This window comes from Pantoea sp. Taur, assembly GCF_009830025.1.
Taxonomy (GTDB): Bacteria; Pseudomonadota; Gammaproteobacteria; order Enterobacterales; family Enterobacteriaceae; genus Pantoea; species Pantoea communis.
Genome location: NZ_SZZZ01000031.1, coordinates 1 through 13823, shown reverse-complemented (window position 1 = coordinate 13823; position 13823 = coordinate 1). Strand labels below are relative to the sequence as shown.

The 13823-nt window shown below is 50.0% G+C and carries 11 protein-coding genes, 4 tRNA genes and 1 rRNA gene; 1 reads left to right on the top strand and 15 read right to left on the bottom strand.

What is annotated here, in order from left to right; translation table 11 throughout:
- Positions 1–12: 12 nt before the first annotated feature.
- The 12 genes from rpoB to FD744_RS23870 all read right to left on the bottom strand — a co-directional run bounded on the left by rpoB (position 13) and on the right by FD744_RS23870 (position 9896).
- Complete coding sequence (gene rpoB / locus FD744_RS23925; protein WP_034828907.1) at positions 13–4041, bottom strand: DNA-directed RNA polymerase subunit beta; 4029 nt, start codon at positions 4039–4041, stop codon at positions 13–15.
- Positions 4042–4369: 328 nt separating this feature from the next.
- Positions 4370–4732: a 50S ribosomal protein L7/L12 gene (rplL, locus tag FD744_RS23920; RefSeq protein ID WP_034828906.1), complete on the bottom strand. Its 363-nt coding sequence runs from the start codon at positions 4730–4732 to the stop codon at positions 4370–4372.
- Between the two features lie 66 nt (positions 4733–4798).
- Entirely contained in the window at positions 4799–5296 is a 498-nt protein-coding gene (gene rplJ, locus FD744_RS23915) for a 50S ribosomal protein L10 (RefSeq protein WP_034828904.1), read from the bottom strand.
- Between the two features lie 351 nt (positions 5297–5647).
- Complete coding sequence (rplA, locus tag FD744_RS23910) at positions 5648–6352, bottom strand: 50S ribosomal protein L1 (protein WP_034828901.1); 705 nt, start codon at positions 6350–6352, stop codon at positions 5648–5650.
- Between the two features lie 3 nt (positions 6353–6355).
- Positions 6356–6784 (bottom strand): 50S ribosomal protein L11, encoded by a 429-nt coding sequence (gene rplK / locus FD744_RS23905; RefSeq protein WP_034828899.1) that lies wholly within the window; start codon positions 6782–6784, stop codon positions 6356–6358.
- Between the two features lie 147 nt (positions 6785–6931).
- Complete coding sequence (nusG, locus tag FD744_RS23900) at positions 6932–7477, bottom strand: transcription termination/antitermination protein NusG (protein WP_010616908.1); 546 nt, start codon at positions 7475–7477, stop codon at positions 6932–6934.
- A 1-nt stretch (position 7478) separates the two neighbouring features.
- A complete protein-coding gene (gene secE, locus FD744_RS23895; RefSeq protein ID WP_039381824.1) occupies positions 7479–7862 on the bottom strand; it encodes a preprotein translocase subunit SecE in 384 nt (127 codons plus the stop codon).
- A 227-nt stretch (positions 7863–8089) separates the two neighbouring features.
- On the bottom strand, positions 8090–9274 hold the full coding sequence (gene tuf, locus FD744_RS23890) for an elongation factor Tu (protein ID WP_034828894.1): 1185 nt from the start codon (positions 9272–9274) through the stop codon (positions 8090–8092).
- 107 nt (positions 9275–9381) lie between these two features.
- Positions 9382–9457, bottom strand: a tRNA-Thr gene (locus FD744_RS23885).
- A gap of 5 nt (positions 9458–9462) precedes the next feature.
- Positions 9463–9537, bottom strand: a tRNA-Gly gene (locus FD744_RS23880).
- A gap of 190 nt (positions 9538–9727) precedes the next feature.
- Positions 9728–9812, bottom strand: a tRNA-Tyr gene (locus tag FD744_RS23875).
- An 8-nt stretch (positions 9813–9820) separates the two neighbouring features.
- Positions 9821–9896, bottom strand: a tRNA-Thr gene (locus tag FD744_RS23870).
- Between the two features lie 645 nt (positions 9897–10541).
- Here FD744_RS23870 and coaA point away from each other — a divergent pair.
- Complete coding sequence (gene coaA, locus FD744_RS23865; RefSeq protein WP_097119822.1) at positions 10542–11492, top strand: type I pantothenate kinase; 951 nt, start codon at positions 10542–10544, stop codon at positions 11490–11492.
- Between the two features lie 59 nt (positions 11493–11551).
- Here the strand turns inward: coaA and birA are convergent, their stop codons facing one another.
- The 3 genes from birA to rrf all read right to left on the bottom strand — a co-directional run bounded on the left by birA (position 11552) and on the right by rrf (position 13814).
- Positions 11552–12514, bottom strand: a complete 963-nt coding sequence (gene birA / locus FD744_RS23860; RefSeq protein WP_160869776.1) for a bifunctional biotin--[acetyl-CoA-carboxylase] ligase/biotin operon repressor BirA — start codon at positions 12512–12514, stop codon at positions 11552–11554.
- Positions 12511–13548 carry a UDP-N-acetylmuramate dehydrogenase gene (gene murB / locus FD744_RS23855; RefSeq protein ID WP_160869774.1) on the bottom strand — a complete coding sequence of 346 codons (1038 nt, stop codon included), beginning with the start codon at positions 13546–13548 and terminating at the stop codon, positions 12511–12513. The genes birA and murB overlap by 4 nt, the downstream gene beginning before the upstream one ends.
- Positions 13549–13698: 150 nt before the next feature.
- Positions 13699–13814, bottom strand: a 5S ribosomal RNA gene (gene rrf, locus FD744_RS23850).
- Between the last annotated feature and the right edge of the window lie 9 nt (positions 13815–13823).

The following is a 13823-nucleotide window of genomic DNA, read 5'->3' as shown; positions in this document are numbered from 1 at the left end:
ACTTACGAGTGCTTACTCGTCTTCCAGCTCGATGTTGATACCCAGCGAGCGGATCTCTTTCAACAGTACGTTGAAGGATTCCGGCATGCCCGGTTCCATCTGATGGTTGCCATCGACGATGTTTTTATACATCTTCGTACGGCCATTCACGTCATCAGACTTAACGGTCAGCATTTCCTGCAGGGTATAAGCAGCACCGTATGCTTCCAGTGCCCACACTTCCATCTCACCGAAGCGCTGACCACCGAACTGCGCTTTACCACCCAGCGGCTGCTGAGTAACAAGGCTGTACGAGCCAGTTGAACGGGCGTGCATCTTGTCGTCGACCAGGTGGTTCAGTTTCAGCATGTACATGTAACCTACGGTTACCTGACGCTCAAACTGCTCACCGGTACGGCCGTCGAACAGAGTGATCTGACCGGAAGAAGGCAGGCCTCCGAGCTGCAGCAGCTCTTTGATCTCGCTCTCTTTCGCACCATCAAACACTGGCGTTGCGATTGGCATACCTTTTTTCAGGTTCTCAGCCAGACGCAGAACTTCGTCGTCAGTGAAGGTGTTCAGATCGACTTTCTGACGCACATCGGTGCCCAGATCGTAAGCACGCTGGATGAACTCACGCAGTTTGGCGACTTCTTCCTGCTTCTTCAGCATCGCATTGATTTTCTCACCAATGCCTTTAGCCGCCATACCCAGGTGGGTTTCCAGGATCTGACCGATGTTCATACGTGACGGTACGCCCAGCGGGTTCAGTACGATGTCGACCGGCGTGCCGTTCTCATCGTAAGGCATATCTTCGATCGGGTTGATCTTAGAGATAACACCTTTGTTACCGTGACGACCTGCCATCTTGTCACCAGGCTGGATCTGACGTTTAACCGCCAGGTACACTTTCACGATTTTCAGCACGCCTGGTGCCAGGTCATCGCCCTGAGTGATTTTGCGACGTTTAGCTTCGAGTTTCTTCTCAAACTCGTGCTTCAGCTCGTCATACTGCTCAGCCAGCTGCTCGAGAGAGTTTTGCTTCTCTTCATCAGTCAGGCCCAGTTCCAACCAGCGCTCACGTGGCAGTTTGTCCAGCTTCTCAGCTTCAACACCACCCGAGATCAGTACAGCCTGAATACGGCTGAACAAGCCCGCTTCGAGGATCTGCAGTTCTTCAGACAGGTCTTTCTTAGCCTGCTTCAGCTGCATCTCTTCGATTTCCAGCGCACGTTTGTCTTTTTCTACGCCATCGCGAGTAAAGACTTGAACGTCGATAACCGTACCGGAAACACCGTTAGGAACACGCAGAGAAGAGTCTTTAACGTCAGACGCTTTCTCACCGAAGATCGCACGCAGCAGTTTCTCTTCTGGCGTCAGCTGAGTTTCGCCTTTCGGCGTCACTTTACCGACCAGAATGTCACCACCGGTCACTTCCGCACCGATATACACGATACCGGATTCATCCAGTTTGGAGAGTGCAGCTTCACCCACGTTCGGGATGTCAGCGGTGATCTCTTCTGGCCCCAGCTTGGTGTCACGAGACACACACGCCAGTTCCTGGATGTGGATAGTGGTGAAACGGTCTTCCTGGACAACACGCTCAGAAACGAGGATGGAGTCTTCGAAGTTGTAACCGTTCCATGGCATGAACGCCACGCGCATGTTCTGACCCAGCGCCAGTTCACCGAGATCGGTAGACGGGCCATCTGCCAGCACGTCGCCACGTTCGATTGGCTCACCCAGGGACACACATGGCATCTGGTTGATGCAGGTGTTCTGGTTAGAACGGGTGTACTTGGTCAGGTTGTAGATGTCGATACCCGCTTCGCCCGGATACATCTCATCTTCGTTAACTTTGATAACGATACGAGAAGCATCAACGTACTGAACGGAACCGCCACGTTTCGCTACGGCAGTTACACCGGAGTCAACCGCTACTGCGCGTTCCATACCGGTACCGACCAGCGGCTTATCAGCGCGCAGAGTTGGTACTGCCTGACGTTGCATGTTCGCACCCATCAAGGCGCGGTTAGCATCATCGTGCTCCAGGAATGGAATCAGTGACGCACCGACTGAAACGACCTGTTGGGTCGAAACGTCCATGTAGTCAACTTGATCACGACTGAACAGGCTTGATTCACCTTTGCTACGGCAAGTGACGAGATCGTCAACAAAGCTACCGTCTTCAGCAAGGTTAGTGTTCGCCTGAGCGATAACGTAGTTACCCTCTTCAATTGCAGAGAGGTAATGAATTTCATCACTCACTTTGCCATCTACTACGCGACGGTACGGAGTCTCAAGGAAGCCGTATTCGTTGGTCTGCGCGTAAACAGAAAGAGAGTTGATCAGACCGATGTTCGGACCTTCAGGCGTTTCGATTGGGCATACACGACCGTAGTGGGTTGGGTGTACGTCACGCACTTCGAAGCCTGCACGCTCACGCGTCAGACCGCCTGGGCCCAGGGCAGAGATACGACGCTTATGCGTGATCTCAGACAACGGGTTGTTCTGATCCATAAACTGGGACAGCTGGCTTGAACCAAAGAACTCTTTCACCGCCGCCGAAATAGGCTTGGCGTTGATCATGTCCTGAGGCATCAGGGTATCGAGGTCGCCCAGAGACAGACGCTCTTTAACAGCACGCTCAACACGCACCAGACCCACACGGAACTGGTTCTCAGCCATCTCACCGACTGAACGGATACGACGGTTGCCGAGGTGGTCGATATCATCGACTTCGCCAATACCGTTACGGATGCCGATCAGTTTCTTCATCACTTCGATGATGTCGTCTTTGCTCAGGATACCTGAACCTTCGATTTCATCACGCAGCAGTGAACGGTTGAACTTCATACGGCCAACTGCAGACAGATCGTAACGATCTTCTGAGAAGAACAGGTTCTCGAACAGGTTCTCTGCAGCTTCGCGCGTTGGCGGCTCACCAGGACGCATCATACGGTAGATCTCAACCAGCGCGCTCAGGCGATCGTTGGTTGGGTCAACACGCAGGGTCTCTGAAATGTATGGGCCGTGATCCAGGTCGTTGGTGAACAGCGTTTCAATGCGTTTGTGGCCTGACTGGCTCAGTTTAGCCAGCAGATCCAGTGAAAGTTCCATGTTCGCAGGAACGATCAGTTCACCGGTGTTCAAATCGACGTAGTCTTTAGCGACCACTTTGCCAGCGATATATTCGACTGGCACTTCAATGTGCTGAATACCGTCTTTTTCCAGCTGACGAATATGACGCGCAGTGATGCGACGACCTTTCTCAACGTAGACCGTGCCATTGGCTTCGATATCGAAGCTGGCGGTTTCACCACGCAGGCGCTCAGGCACCAGTTCCATCTGCAGTTTGTTATCGCGGATTTCATACACCACTTTATCAAAGAACAGATCAAGGATTTGTTCAGTGGTGTAGTGCAGCGCGCGCAGAATGATACTGGCCGGCAGCTTACGGCGACGGTCAATACGGACGAAGAGGTTGTCTTTCGGGTCGAATTCGAAGTCGAGCCATGAACCGCGGTAAGGGATGATACGTGCGTTATACAGCACTTTACCAGACGAGTGCGTCTTACCCTTATCGCTGTCAAAGAACACGCCAGGACTACGATGCAGCTGAGAAACAATAACACGCTCAGTACCGTTGATAACAAAGGTACCGTTGTCGGTCATGAGTGGAATTTCACCCATGTACACTTCTTGTTCTTTGATGTCTTTTACGGTGCCTTCCGGCGCTTCACGCTCGTAGATCACCAGACGCAGTTTCACGCGCAGCGGTGCCGAATAGGTCACGCCACGGATCTGACATTCAGTTACGTCAAAGACCGGCTCGCCCAAACGGTAGCTGACATACTGCAACTCAGAGTTGCCGCTGTAGCTTGAGATTGGGAATACGGAGCGGAAGGCAGCTTCCAGACCGTATTGGCCTTCTGGATCTTGCTCGATAAACTTCTGGAACGAGTCAAGCTGGATAGAAAGGAGATAAGGTATGTCCAGAACTTGCGGACGTTTACCAAAATCCTTACGAATACGTTTTTTCTCGGTATAGGAGTAAACCATAGGGTTCCTCAGCTAGCTGACATGTCGAACCACGCTGTCCGTCCTGAAGGGACAGTTCATGCAACACTATTTTGTTTTTCATGCGATGCGTAACACCCCATGCAATACATCTTTCTATCACTCTTAAATCATTTCATCGCTGTTGCGCAGGCAGGGAACCCTCACAGGAAAGCGATATATTAAGTCGTCGATAGAAAAAGATATTGAAGAGAAACAATGGACAAACAGTGCGAAACGCCATCGTTCCCCTGTAGCGCAAAAAGGCTGGTGACCAAAAAGTCACCAGCCATCAGCCTGATGTTACTCAGGCTGCAACCCGAAGGTTTTCTTACTTAACTTCAACTTCAGCGCCAGCTTCTTTCAGCAGTGCTTCCAGAGCAGCTGCGTCATCTTTGCTGATGCCTTCTTTGATAACACCGGTAGCTTCAACCAGGTCTTTAGCTTCTTTCAGGCCCAGACCAGTTGCAGTACGAACTGCTTTGATTACGGCAACTTTGTTAGCGCCAGCAGCTTTCAGAATTACGTCGAATTCAGTTTTCTCTTCAGCAGCTTCAGCTGGGCCAGCAGCAACAGCTACAGCAGCAGCAGCAGAAACGCCGAATTTTTCTTCCATAGCAGAAACCAGCTCAACTACTTCCATTACGGACATAGCTGCTACTGCTTCCAGAATTTGATCTTTGGTGATAGACATATCGATTGTTCCTAAAAAACAGAAAAAGTTTATACGTTAGCAAGTACGAAGGAAAAGAAGATGGCCTTAAGCCGCTTCTTTTGCATCGCGTACAGCAGCCAGAGTGCGAACCAGTTTGCCAGCAGCGGCTTCTTTCATGGTCGACATCAGACGTGCCAGTGCTTCTTCGTAAGTCGGCAGAGTTGCCAGACGGTCAATATTGGCCGCCGTGATCAGCTCACCTTCAAAGGCTGCAGCTTTGACCTCAAATTTTGCATTCGCTTTCGCGAACTCTTTGAACAGACGAGCAGCAGCGCCCGGGTGTTCCAAAGAGTATGCAATCAGGGTCGGACCAACAAACGTGTCTTTCAGGATCTCAAACTGAGTTCCTTCAACGACGCGGCGCAGCAAGGTGTTGCGAACAACACGCATGTAAACGCCAGCTTCACGACCTGCTTTACGCAGTTCGGTCATTTTATCAACGGTAACGCCACGGGAATCCGCAACAACCGCTGAAAGCGCGCCTTTGGCTACTTCGCTAACTTCAGCAACAATCGCTTGTTTGCCTTGAAGATTTAATGCCATTAGCTTTTGCTCCTGGATTTGACCGGGAAAAATTTCCCGGAACTCACTTCACTCAGCTACCCGAAGGCACTGAGCGCTATTACACGGTGAGCAGAATCCAGTGAAGAAAAAATTCTTTTTGGTTCTGTCACCGTCTACGCAGGGTATTAAGCAAGTTATCCGAAGATAATCCCGCTCCTGCGGTCTTGGACGGAGGCCAGGATAAGGCCTGGCTCCAACCTAAGCCATTGATAAATTAGGCAATTACGCTTTGTTAATCAGTGGCTTTGAATTTAGGTTCTGAATTGAATGACCAATCAGAACAACGGGCGTAAAATTCTAGATGAATTTTTCGCCCGTTTCAAGCAGCAATTAGTTTGCTGCTGCGCTCAGACCAGCCTGGTCAACGGCAACGCCGGCGCCCATGGTGGTAGAGATGCTAACTTTCTTGATGTACACGCCTTTAGCCTGTGAAGGTTTCGCTTTTTTCAGCGCAACCAGCAGAGATTCCAGGTTTTCTTTCAGTTTGTCAGCGTCGAAGTCCACTTTACCGATGGTAGTGTGGATGATGCCGTTTTTGTCGTTACGATAACGAACCTGACCTGCTTTAGCGTTTTTCACTGCTTCAGCAACGTTAGGGGTTACAGTACCCACTTTCGGGTTTGGCATCAGGCCGCGTGGACCCAGAACCTGGCCCAACTGGCCAACAACGCGCATTGCATCTGGAGATGCGATAACAACGTCAAAGTTCATTTCGCCTTTTTTGATCTGGTCAGCCAGATCTTCCATACCTACCAGCTCAGCGCCAGCTGCTTTAGCAGCTTCTGCGTTTGCGCCTTGGGTAAATACAGCAACACGTACTGAACGACCAGTACCGTGTGGCAGAACAGTCGCGCCGCGAACGTTCTGATCTGATTTACGTGCATCGATGCCGAGGTTAACAGCAACGTCAACGCTTTCAACGAACTTAGCAGTTGCCAGTTCTTTCAGCAGAGCAATAGCTTCAGCGATGTCGTACTGCTTGGTCGCGTCAACTTTGTCACGGATTACGCTCATGCGCTTGGTCAGCTTAGCCATTTCTTAATCCTCTACTACCAGGCCCATGGAACGTGCAGTACCTTCGATAGAGCGAGTCATCGCTTCTACGTCAGCACCAGTCATGTCCGCAGCTTTAGTTTCTGCGATTTCACGTACCTGAGCACGAGAAACTTTACCGACTTTGTCTTTGTTCGGCTTACCAGAACCAGACTTGATGCCTGCTGCTTTTTTCAGCAGTACAGCAGCCGGAGGGGTTTTGGTAACGAAGGTGAAAGAACGGTCGCTGTATACAGTGATAACAACTGGAGTAGGCAGGCCTTTCTCCAGAGATTCTGTTTTGGCGTTGAACGCTTTACAGAATTCCATGATGTTAACACCCTGCTGACCCAGTGCTGGACCAACAGGTGGACTTGGGTTCGCCATGCCAGCTGCAACCTGCAGCTTGACGTAGGCTTGTACTTTCTTAGCCATGATAATTCCTCAAATGGGTTATAGCGCCTGAAAACAGGCTCCCCGTGATTACGATTTACACGCTGTCACCAGCGCATAAAAACAAAAGGCGCGAAATTATAGGTAAATTTCGCGCCTTCTGCAAGAGCTAAAAAGTGAACAAAAGGGTTAACCTTTCTCCACCTGAGCAAAGTCGAGTTCGACTGGTGTTGCACGGCCAAAGATGGAAACAGAGACCTTCAAGCGGCTCTTTTCGTAATCCACCTCTTCGACCACACCGTTGAAATCGGCAAATGGACCGTCGTTGACGCGTACCATCTCGCCTGGCTCGAACAGAGTTTTTGGACGCGGCTTATCACCCACCTGCTGCAGGCGGTTCATAATCGCATCAACTTCTTTATCGCTAATCGGCGCAGGACGGTCAGAGGTACCACCAATGAAGCCCATGACACGCGGTACACTACGTACTAAGTGCCAGCTGGCGTCATTCATCACCATCTGAACCAATACATAGCCAGGGAAGAATTTACGTTCGCTTTTGCGACGCTGGCCACCACGGATTTCAACGACTTCTTCAGTCGGCACCATGACTTCACCAAACAGTTCTTCCATGTTGTGCAGTTTGATATGCTCTTGCAGCGACTTCGCTACGCGGGCTTCAAAACCGGAGAACGCCTGAACGACGTACCAGCGTTTTTTTGGAGCTTCAGACATCTCAGAACCTCAGGCCAGTGATAAACGATACCAGACGGACCAGAATTCCATCCAGCCCCCACAAAATCAGTGACATCACGGCAGTGACCGCGGCAACGATTAACGTGGTGTGCAATGTTTCCTGGCGAGTCGGCCAAATGACCTTACGCATTTCGGTTCTTGCTTCACGAGCAAAAGCCACAGTCGCTTTGCCTTTGATAGTCAGCAACGCTATGCCACCTGCCGCAGCGATCAGTACTACGACAGCCAGCGCGCGCAGAGGCAGCGTAATGTCGCGATAGAGATAGTTGCCAACGATTGCTACTAACAGCAACGCGATGACAGCAACCCACTTTATCGCTTCCAGGCCGCGCCCGCTCCCTTGAGCTTCGGTATTCGCACTCATAAACCAACCTGCCACAATAATTCAGAAACAATTCTGCCCCGCAGAGCGAGGCATCCAAACCGAATGAGCTTTTGGGCGTAACTCGGTATCCGACGCCGTAAACCAGAGCCTGTCTCAGCAATGATTATGATCGAAAATCACTGATGAGCCAGGTTCTATGTAACAGCGTGCAAAAAGGGCATCAAATGATGCCCTTTCCATGTGCATTGCGTCAAATGTTATCGCAATTAAGCGATAATTTCAGCAACAACACCCGCACCAACAGTACGGCCGCCTTCACGGATTGCGAAACGCAGGCCCTGATCCATAGCGATTGGCTTGATCAAGGTAACGGTCATTTTTACGTTATCGCCTGGCATTACCATCTCAACGCCTTCTGGCAGTTGAACGTCACCGGTCACGTCAGTAGTACGGAAGTAGAACTGAGGACGGTAGCCTTTGAAGAACGGAGTATGACGGCCGCCTTCATCTTTAGACAGTACGTAAACTTCTGAAGTGAACTGGGTATGTGGCTTGATGGTGCCCGGCTTAGCCAGAACCTGACCACGCTCGATATCTTCACGCTTGATACCACGCAGCAGAACACCACAGTTCTCGCCTGCCTGACCCTGGTCCAGCAGTTTGCGGAACATTTCAACGCCGGTACAGGTAGACTTAACGGTGTCTTTCAGACCAACAACTTCAACTTCGTCGCCTACTTTCACGATACCGCGCTCAACACGACCGGTAACAACAGTACCACGGCCAGAGATTGAGAATACGTCTTCGATTGGCAGCAGGAACGGCAGGTCGATTGCACGTACTGGCTCTGGGATGTAGTTATCCAGGTGACCAGCCAGTTCAATGATCTTCTCTTCCCACTCAGCAACACCGTTCAGTGCCTGCAGAGCAGAACCGCGGATGATTGGAGTATCGTCGCCAGGGAAGTCGTAGGCTGACAGCAGATCGCGAACTTCCATCTCTACCAGTTCCAGCAACTCTTCGTCATCAACCATGTCGCACTTGTTCAGGAACACGATGATGTAAGGAACGCCAACCTGACGACCCAGCAGGATGTGCTCACGGGTCTGTGGCATTGGGCCATCAGTCGCAGCAACAACCAGGATCGCGCCGTCCATCTGCGCAGCACCGGTGATCATGTTTTTCACATAGTCGGCGTGGCCTGGGCAGTCAACGTGCGCATAGTGGCGAGTCGGGGTTTCATATTCAACGTGAGAAGTGTTGATGGTGATACCACGTGCTTTCTCTTCTGGCGCCTTATCGATCTCATCGAACTTGCTGGCTTTACCGCCGTAGGTTTTAGCCAGAACGGTGGTGATTGCAGCAGTCAGGGTGGTTTTACCGTGGTCAACGTGACCGATGGTGCCCACGTTTACGTGCAGTTTGTTACGTTGAAATTGCTCTTTAGCCATCGCTAGTCCCTCTAAGACACGGATATATCGAAGATATCGTCATATCAACCAGGCAATGCCTGACTGTTTGGTTTACAGAGAGAGAATCAGGAGAGAGATAAAGGAAGTGGTGCTGATACCCAGAGTCGAACTGGGGACCTCACCCTTACCAAGGGTGCGCTCTACCAACTGAGCCATATCAGCACATCTGGAGCGGGCAGCGGGAATCGAACCCGCATCATCAGCTTGGAAGGCTGAGGTAATAGCCATTATACGATGCCCGCATCCTGGAACTCGGCTACCTGTTCTTTCTGTAGCTTATGAATAATAAAAGAAGACCTTCTATTATTCGAGCCTGCCAGAGTTTCTGGCTGACTTTGATTGCGAAAATCCGCAATCTGAATTCGAAGGTGAGAGAGATGAACTCACCCGCCAGATAAAGATTTTATCTGACGCTCAACCAAGTGGTTGAGATGGTGGTGGGAGAAGGATTCGAACCTTCGAAGTCTGTGACGGCAGATTTACAGTCTGCTCCCTTTGGCCGCTCGGGAATCCCACCTACTTGATTGGTGCCGGCTACCGGAATCGAACTGGTGACCTACTGATTACAAGTCAGTTGCTCTACCAACTGAGCTAAGCCGGCATCAAGTGGAGCGCATTATGGGAAGACCGAGCCCAGGATGCAACAAAAAAATTGCCAAAATTGTTCTATCGCTTACTATTTGTGCAAAACATCGCAAACCGCTCATCATTTGCAGTATTTTCGTCCAAATGCAGTGTGTTTTTACGCCGCTGCACTAAGTGATTTACAGATGCTTATCGTGGTTTGGTCGTCGCACGCCAGAAGCACAACGCCATTTTTCATTTAAAAGTGCGCAACTTTTTTTATTGGATCGGGTTTGATTGAACATTTTTTCAACTAACACAATGCAAGACGGGATTGTTCGTTAACGGATGCCACTGTCGGCGTGTTAAAGAGGGAGGCATTATTGATTGTCTGAAGACGGCTCAACGTTGTCAGCGAGGGAAAATCTGAAAAGATTTTACGCGGTGCTACAGCAAAATCGATTGTAATAAGCGACTAAGCAATAATAAAAATGCGGGCACGCTTACGAAAGCGTGCTCAGGTTTATCAATTTGCTTCTTTTTAAAGTGACACTGGTGTTACCCTCCAGCCCATTGTTCTCGTTACTTACCCCCTATGACGTGCAACTGAGCTCGACGCATCATTGTATGCCAGACGCTACAAGATGTTGATGAGCCGGGATTTGCGGTCAGATGCATACTTATGAGTAAAAAAACGACACCACTCACTACACCCTATTTGCAGTTTGACCGTCAGCAATGGGCCGCCCTGCGCGACTCAGTGCCAATGACGCTCGCTGAAGGCGAAATTGAACGACTACGCGGTATCAATGAAGATCTCTCCTTAGAAGAGGTTGCTGAAATCTATTTGCCGCTCTCACGTCTGCTTAACTTCTATATAAGTTCTAATCTGCGCCGTCAGGCCGTGCTGGAGCAGTTCCTTGGCACTAACGGGCAAAAGATTCCCTATATCATCAGTATTGCCGGTAGTGTTGCTGTAGGTAAAAGTACAACCGCGCGTGTGTTGCAGGCGCTGCTCAGCCGTTGGCCAGAACATCGTAAAGTTGAGTTGATTACTACTGACGGCTTTTTACACCCCAATGCAGTGTTAAAAGAACGGGGGCTGATGAAGAAGAAGGGCTTCCCGCAATCTTATGACATGCATCGTCTGGTGAACTTCGTCTCCGATTTGAAATCGGGCGCTAGCCAGGTCACGGCGCCGGTTTATTCACACCTTATTTATGATGTGATCCCGGATGGCGATAAGGTGGTACAACAGCCTGATATTCTTATTCTGGAAGGCTTAAACGTGCTGCAAAGTGGGATGGATTATCCCCACGATCCGCATCATGTATTTGTTTCTGATTTTGTCGACTTCTCAATTTATGTCGATGCACCTGAAACATTATTAGAACGCTGGTACGTTAATCGTTTCCTAAAATTCCGTGAAGGTGCCTTCAGCGATCCCGATTCTTATTTCCACCATTATTCTCAATTGCCTAAAGAAGAGGCGGAAAATATTGCTCGCGGATTATGGAAAGAAATTAACTGGCTGAATCTTAACGAAAACATCCTCCCAACCCGGGAGCGCGCCAGTCTGATAATGACAAAGTCTGCAGATCATGCCGTGCAAAGTGTTCGCCTGAGAAAATAACGTTTCATATTTAAACGCCCTAACTTACCTGGGCGTTTAATTTCTCAGGTCAATTCGCATTAATTGCCAGGACGCAGCGAAATCTCACCTCCCACCCAGGACTTTACTTCGCCATCTTGATCCAGTAATAAACCACCCTGCTTATCAATACCACGTGCTATACCATGAACTTCCCTGTCGCCAATCAGCAGCTTAACCGGGCGATTGATAAAATTGTCCAGAGCATCCCAACGCTCTACAAACGGTGCCAATCCGTCACGCTCGAAAATCGGCAGTGCTTCGCGCAGGCTATTGATGATTTTTGCAGCCAACTCATTGCGATCGATTTCAACTCCGGCTTCCTGCAAATTAATCCACCCCTGATTAATTTCAGCGGCTCCTTCTGAGCGCATCACCAGATTGACACCAGCCCCCATGACAATTTGCGCTGCGTCGCCTGTTTTGCCGGTTAGTTCAACCAGAATCCCGGCCAATTTACGGTCGTTCAGGTAGAGATCATTGGGCCATTTAACGCGCACATCGGGTACGCCTAACGACTGGATAACCTCGGCCATCACGATGCCAATCACCAGGCTTAACCCCATTGCTGCAGCGGGGCCTTGCTCAAGTCGCCAGTACATCGAAAGATAGAGATTAGAACCAAAAGGAGAGAACCATTTTCTGCCTCGGCGGCCACGGCCCGCTTGCTGATACTCGGCAATACAGGCATGACCAGAAGGCAACTGATCCATCCTATCCAGCAGATACTGGTTGGTAGAATCAATCACAGGGATGACATCTAAATCTGGTTGATGCAGATGCGAAAGAATATCGGCTTCATTCAGCAATTGAATGGGGGCAGGCAAGCTATATCCTTTTCCTGTGACGGTATAGACATCCAGACCCCAGCTCTTCAGGGTTTGGATATGCTTATTAATGGCTGCACGGCTCATACCCAATGCTTCACCCAACTGCTCGCCTGAATGGAATTCTCCATCAGCCAGCAGCGCGACCAATTTCAGCGGAACACTATTATCTTTCATGAAATGACCTCAACGGCGTTACGTTCGCCTTGAGCACCAATGAAGCGAACCTCTGGCTCGAGCCAAACATTGAATTTTTCACCCACGTGGTTTCGCACCTCGTGCGCTAAAGCAACGATATCCTTTGGCGTTGCCTGGTTTTCATTGATTAACACCAGTGCCTGGTGACGGTGTACCGCAGCACCACCTACCTGATATCCCTTTAGATGACATTGATCGATCAACCAGCCTGCTGCTAATTTGACGTCACCATTTGCCTGCGGGTAATGTGGCATCCCCGGCCATGCCTCTAACAGCTCATTGGCCAAATCGCGTGTGATAAGAGGGTTTTTGAAGAAGCTACCTACATTGCCCGTTACCCGCGGATCGGGCAGTTTACTCTGACGCATTTGGCAAACTGCATTGAACACATCCCATGCGCATACGGTGGCTGGATTCAGTTTCGCTAAATCGCCGTAACTCAGCACCGGCTTCCATTGCTTAGCCAGACGGAGCCCAACAGCAATAATGACGTGATTATCCTTCATCTCGTGTTTAAAAATACTGTCACGATACCCAAACTGACACGCTTCGCGTTTCAGGCGGCTGATTTTTTGTGTGGGCAGGTGCAGCACATCAACGTATTGGCAAATATCCTTAAATTCAACACCATAAGCGCCAATGTTCTGGATAGGTGCTGAACCGGCCATGCCCGGAATTAACGCCAGGTTTTCCAGGCCGGTAATACCTTTTTTTAAAGTATGCTCAACCAACTGGTGCCAGTTCTCACCAGCGCCAATATGCAAATGCCATGCTTCATCCTCTTCCTCAAGTGAAATACCTTTGATGGCATTAATGATCACGCCACCATCAAAGTCTTCCAGGAAAAGCACATTGCTTCCCTCACCCAATACGATGAAAGGTTGATTCGCCTGTTGAGTCGCTTGCCATGCGCGAACAATGGCTTCAGATGTGTCTGCGATATACAGCGATTGTGCACTGACTTCGAGACCCAGTGTGTTGAAAGCTTTTATAGAAGTGTTGGGGCTGGACATTTCACGGCCTTTACTGATTTATCTGGCCGTAGTTTACCCGATCAGTTAGTCACGGGTGGGATGTTTTCGTGGCTTTTAGCGGGGATTTCGCCGTTCTGCAGACGCAAAAAAACCCTGAACTTTCGTTCAGGGTTTCTTCACTTATTTAATGCCTGGCAGTTCCCTACTCTCGCATGGGGAGGCCCCACACTACCATCGGCGCTACGGCGTTTCACTTCTGAGTTCGGCATGGGGTCAGGTGGGACCACCGCGCTACAGCCGCCAGGCAAATTCTT